The organism is Sphaerochaeta sp. S2, assembly GCF_016406725.1.
GTDB lineage: Bacteria > Spirochaetota > Spirochaetia > Sphaerochaetales > Sphaerochaetaceae > Sphaerochaeta.
Genome location: NZ_JAEKNT010000130.1, coordinates 1 through 5,400, shown reverse-complemented (window position 1 = coordinate 5,400; position 5,400 = coordinate 1). Strand labels below are relative to the sequence as shown.

The window sequence follows — 5,400 nt, the reverse complement described above, 5'->3', positions numbered from 1 at the left end:
GTACTACCTCATTGCAGGGAAACGTCTGAAGCAAGATGTCAAGAAAGGGGAACTCATCACCATAGAAATGCTTGACCTACAAGGGTCTGAGCTCTATCGGATGTATCAGGAGGGTCAGCATAATGAGTAAATACGCTGTGTTGAGTACGAATCATGTAGGGTTGGTTGTGGAGGATCTCGATAGATTCCTGAAGATCATGACAGAGCTGTTTGACTATACGGTAATTGATAGGGGTCCAAGGGATGTAGGCGTACAATCGAAGGTGACGAATTGCCCACAGGCACAAGTTGAAATTGCCTATATTACAGGAGGTGGTTTTACGTTGGAGGTCTTGTGCTATGCTCATACAGAAGGTATCAAACTCTATAAACCACGTGTTGTTGATGTAGGACATTGGCACTTGTCGATAAACATTGAAGATATCTCGAAGGTCCGCACTGCAGCGAAATCTTATGGTTTATGTGAAATTGGAGAACTCATTACTGTTGGCAATGGACCAAACAAGGGAAATCAAATTATCTATCTGAGTACACCTGAAGGTATTGTGATAGAGCTGACACAACAATTTCATTCGTAAGAAGCTAACTGTACGAGTTGTATATCTCTTCTATCTGCAGCTCGTATAGTTAATTTGCATTTAGAAATGCTATTTCGTTTTTGCAGTTGCACCTTTCTTGTCAAAGAATTGTACGTTGAGACTAGATACCTTGAGGTGTTCAGCCATTGCATGATGCACAGCTTCCCTGTCTCTATTGCAGAAGGCTTGGTAGATTTCCCTGTGGCGGGAAATAGCGTCCTCAATTCCTCCTTCTACAAGGATTCCCTTCCCCATATAATCGCGGAGGAGGGATGTCAGAACGCCAATAAACATACACAGCAACTCATTGCCACCAGCTTGTGCAATGGTCAAATGAAACTGCTCATCCAGCTTGACACGTTCCTTCAATGGGAGCGTCTTATCTTCAAACTTGGAAAGGATTTCATCCATCTTCTGGAGATCTTCGTCTGTAATCTTCTGTACTGCAAGATCGGCTGAGGAGAGTTCAAGAATCTCCCGTACCTGAGTCAAATCCTCAGATTTAATATGGTCTACCTGCATAATACGGTTGATGGCATTCATTACCGTATCGGTCTCAGGGCGGGTGATATATGCACCACTACCATTCTTCAATGAGATAAGACCTCTCTCCTGCAATAGTTTCATAGCTTCCCTGATCACCGGGCGGCTTACGTTGTACTGTTTTGCAAGTTTCATTTCTGAAGGGAGTTTCTCGGAGACCTTGCTTTTTGGGGAGGAGAGTATGTATTCTTCCAGATGGTCAGCAACCTGCGAACTTAGATTTGTCCGAGTAAGCGAAATGTTCGAAATATCCATGCTAACCTCCGTCTCAATACAGCATATCGATTCTTCTCAATTCTTTCTACAGCTACTTACGCACCATGGAAATGGTCTGTCTTGCACCTTGCTGTAAGAAGGAAATATCATCCCCACAGCTGAAAAAATCCACTCCCAGTGCCTTGTATATCTCAATCGTCTTTGCATCAGGACCGATGGAAACACCCACAGGTTTCTTTGCTTCCTTTGCTGCCTTGATGGCAATTTCAGCCAAGGCAAGCACATCCGGATGTAAAGGATTTCCCAAATGACCGATGGATCCAGAGAGATCATTCGGGCCAATAATGATTGCGTCCAGTGCAGGCAAAGAGAGGATGGCTTCCACATGGTGTACGGCCTCCACATGCTCTATCTGGATGATCCTGATAAAACTCTCTTCACTTTGTTCCAGGTAGGTTTTGAGGTTCTGGCTGTTGTATCCTATCGCACGTCTGGGGCCAAAACCCCGCGTGCCTTTGGGAGGATACAGGCAGAGATCAAGCACTCGCTTTGCTTCTACCTCATCAAGGACCATGGGGATGATGATTCCATCAATACCCATTTCAAGTACTGGCTTGATGATATCCATTTCTTGGCTGGCTACTCGTACAAAGGCTCCTGCACCACCTGCATTTGCTGCCATGATATGCATCAATAGGTTCTGCTTGTCAAATGGTCCATGCTCAGCATCAATCCAGATGAAATCGTAGCCATGTCGGGCAAGTGCTTCAGTAATTGCAGGATCATTGAGGAAGACATGGCCCCCAAGGGCCGTGCCTTCTAGCAATCTCTTTCGAAACTCGTTTCCACGGTTCATTGCTTCAATCCCAATTCAGTTCGCATTGCTCTCTCCATCCGGATCAAGCTGGCGATTTCAAGGCGTGCATTCTCATTGAGTAAGGAGACTGGCTTTGAACGGGTCACCAGACTCATGGGAATGTCCGTCTGTGCATAGTGATATTTTGCATTGATGGGGTAGGCCCTTGCTTCGGTGATCGCTGTTACCGTAAGGAAATCGCTCACACGTCTGGCCAACGCTTCATCCTCCCGGAAATGCTCATACAACCATTTGTAGATATCAATATGGAAGTTTGCCATAACCCCATTGTACCCGTCATAACCGGTAATCCAAGAATCGAGTACGGTAGCGGTATTGGCATTAAAGAGCGCAAGCTTGGTCCCTTTTACCAGCTCAACACGTCGTTTCTCGATCTCAAGGGAACAGGAAACATCCTTAAGGAAGACCAACTTGTCCTCATGGGCAGCCCAATGTAGAAAGTCATCACTCAATAGCCTGAGATAGGGGTAGGGGCATTCGTACAATCCAAAAGTGACGGAAGGAAGCTGGGTAAAGATATCTTCAGCATTCTTCCTGAAGACATCTTCTCCTTCCTCTTCCTTGGCCATCCTGTTCGACACCAGTACCACAGCATCCACACCGGTCTCAGCCATTGCTCCGAGTTCCTGAATTTGTGCTTGGTGGTCATCAGCGGTATGTCCACTTGCAATAACCTTGACTCTGCCCTCTGCAGCTTCGACCACTGCCTTTGCAATATCGAGCTTTTCCTGAGGAGTGAGGAAGAACATCTCACTGGACTGGCAAACTGCAAAGATGCCATCACATCCCCGGTCAATGTACCAGTCTGTGAGTTTCTTGACTCCCTGGAAGTCTACCTTGTTGTCTTCTGTGAATGGGGTGATCATGGTTGGCCAGCAACCATTATATTGTGCTTGCATTACAAATTCTCCTTACATGAGGCCGGTTGCTTTCGGCAGGAATAGGGTGACTTCCGGGAAGTAGGTGATAATCACCAAGACAATCAACATAACGACCAGTGGCCAGAGTATCTCCTTCATGATCCCCTTGAGAGGTGTCCCGGAAATTCCGCTGGTTATAAACAGCAACATTCCAAAGGGCGGGGTGGAGAGCCCTACCATCATATTGAACGTCACTATCAGTCCAAAGTGAATCATGTCGATTCCCAAGGCTGAAGCGACAGGGATCATGATGGGTACAAACACCAGCTGGATTGTCGAGGTATCCATGAACATTCCCAGAATGAGGATAACAACGTTCACCAAGAAGAGGAACGTGTACTTGTTGGCAGTGAAGCCTAAGATCCAGTTACCGATATTTGCAGCGAGCTGTTCACGAGCGACAATGTAGCTAATGATAGCTGCCGCACCGATCATAATACTGGTTGCTCCGACATCCTTGATCGTGTCACGGATAACATTCATCAAGTCCTTGAATCCCATAGCTCTGTAAGCGAAGATCGAGATGATCATGGCATAGAGCCCTGCAATTGCTCCCGCTTCAGTGGGGGTGGTTACTCCAGTGTAGATACCCACCAAAAGGATGATCGGGGTAAGGAGTGCTGGAATAGCCCGTACAGTGAAGGCGAGGAAGGTCTTCCAGACGACTTTCTCCCCTCTGGGATAATTACGCTTTTTTGCAACAATTGCGACATACACCATCAAGAAAAGCGAAAGAAGGACAGCTGGAACCATGCCTCCCATGAAGAGCGCCCCAACCGAGGTACTGGAAAGCATGGCGTAGATAACCAAGGGAATGGATGGAGGAAAGATAGGACCGATGGTTGCGGAGGCTGCGGTTATTGCGCAGGAGAACTCCGGGTCATATCCATCATCCTTCATGGCCTCGATCTCAATTTTTCCAAGTCCTGCGGCATCAGCAATGGCAGAACCAGTCATGCCACTGAAAATCAGGGAAGCAATGATATTTACGTGTCCCAGCGCACCTCTCATCCGCCCTGTGATACCACCGGCGAACTTGAAGATCATATCGGTGACCTTTCCGGTGTTCATGACGTTTGCAGTGAAGATGAAGAGTGGGACGGCGATTATGACGTAATTGGTATAGTAGGTATTCATTACCTGATTAACCACCAAGCTCAGGTCAGCACCCTTTACCAAAAGATAACAAGCTGCTGAGGCGAGCATGCCGAAGGCAATCGGCATACGGAGGAAGAAGATCAGGATAAAAACCAATAAGGTTACCAGTAGTGGAAAACTCATTTGTTTACCTCCCCAAGCAAAGGATCAAAGCGATGATCAAGACTGTCCTCAAGCTTTCCGGTAATAACCTTCCAGTCCTCAATTACCGGCTTAATCGTGTAGCCGATGATGGAAAGCAGGAAGTAGGTAAAGGGGAGGAATATCCATGTGTAAGAGACCCTGAGTACAGGAGTCTTCTGGAAGCCAAGGAAAAACGCATACTTGAATGAAGGAATTACCATGACAGCAAAGGTGAGAATAATCAGGAGGTTTCCGATCATCCTTGCCCAGGCTGCCACTTTCGGGCTATAGGCATCATAGAGCATGGTGAACTGGACGTGTCCCTTTCTGCGCATCGTATAGCATGCACCCAGGATTACTGACCAGCAAAAACAAATGACGATAACATCCTGTGTAAAGGTCAATGGGTGGTTAACCACGTATCTAAAGAAGACCTGCAGGATGAAAGCCAAGAATAAGAATATAAACGAGAGGATGGGAATGTAGACTTCCATGACATCCCTAAGAAACAACGCAATTTTTTTCACGTAGTCGGCCTCCATTGAACAAAAGAAGAGACCCGGAGCACCTGCCCCGGGTCGTAAGGTGGTGCTTAGTTTCCAGCAGCCTGGATTTTCTCGAACATCTCCATATCCCAGGTATCGGAATAGGGGCTGTCAAGATACTGTGCCAGTACGTGCTCTGCGAAAGCATCAAGATCAGCCTGGTAGATGCTGAGGCCTTCACTCTTGAAGAACTCAACCAATTCTGCCTCTGCCTTGAGGTTAGTGGTATCACAGAATTCAATACCGGCCTTTACGCCTTCCATGACCCAGCCTTTCTGCTCTTCGGTCAAGGACTGCCATTTTGCCTCGTTGATTGCAGGCCAGACAGAGTCAACCAAGTGGTTGGTGATGGTGATGGAGTTAGTAACCTCATAGAACTTTGCGTTCTTGTTGGTTGGAAGCGGGTTGTCCTGGCCATCGACGGTCTTGGTCTGAAGAGC

6 protein-coding genes and 1 pseudogene are annotated in these 5,400 nt (G+C 47.0%); 1 reads left to right on the top strand and 6 read right to left on the bottom strand.

Annotated elements, in window-relative coordinates; translation table 11 throughout:
* The first annotated feature begins 122 nt into the window (after positions 1 to 122).
* The gene (locus tag JF818_RS03540; protein WP_198890604.1) at positions 123 to 578 is read left to right on the top strand and encodes a VOC family protein; all 456 of its coding nucleotides are present in this window, start codon (positions 123 to 125) and stop codon (positions 576 to 578) included.
* A gap of 69 nt (positions 579 to 647) precedes the next feature.
* Here JF818_RS03540 and JF818_RS03535 read toward each other — a convergent pair whose 3' ends face one another.
* The 6 genes and pseudogenes from JF818_RS03535 to JF818_RS03510 form a co-directional block, all read right to left on the bottom strand.
* Positions 648 to 1,376: a FadR/GntR family transcriptional regulator gene (locus tag JF818_RS03535; RefSeq protein WP_198890603.1), complete on the bottom strand. Its 729-nt coding sequence runs from the start codon at positions 1,374 to 1,376 to the stop codon at positions 648 to 650.
* A gap of 52 nt (positions 1,377 to 1,428) precedes the next feature.
* Positions 1,429 to 2,193: an HpcH/HpaI aldolase/citrate lyase family protein gene (locus tag JF818_RS03530; protein WP_198890602.1), complete on the bottom strand. Its 765-nt coding sequence runs from the start codon at positions 2,191 to 2,193 to the stop codon at positions 1,429 to 1,431.
* The gene (locus JF818_RS03525) at positions 2,190 to 3,113 is read right to left on the bottom strand and encodes a dihydrodipicolinate synthase family protein (protein WP_198890601.1); all 924 of its coding nucleotides are present in this window, start codon (positions 3,111 to 3,113) and stop codon (positions 2,190 to 2,192) included. Before JF818_RS03525 ends, JF818_RS03530 begins: the two co-directional genes overlap by 4 nt.
* 12 nt (positions 3,114 to 3,125) lie before the next feature.
* Complete coding sequence (locus tag JF818_RS03520) at positions 3,126 to 4,415, bottom strand: TRAP transporter large permease (protein WP_198890600.1); 1,290 nt, start codon at positions 4,413 to 4,415, stop codon at positions 3,126 to 3,128.
* Positions 4,412 to 4,942, bottom strand: coding sequence for a TRAP transporter small permease (locus JF818_RS03515; protein ID WP_198890599.1), 531 nt, complete (start codon positions 4,940 to 4,942; stop codon positions 4,412 to 4,414). Before JF818_RS03515 ends, JF818_RS03520 begins: the two co-directional genes overlap by 4 nt.
* 65 nt (positions 4,943 to 5,007) lie before the next feature.
* Positions 5,008 to 5,400 (bottom strand): annotated as a pseudogene (locus tag JF818_RS03510) (C4-dicarboxylate ABC transporter substrate-binding protein); the annotation flags it as partial.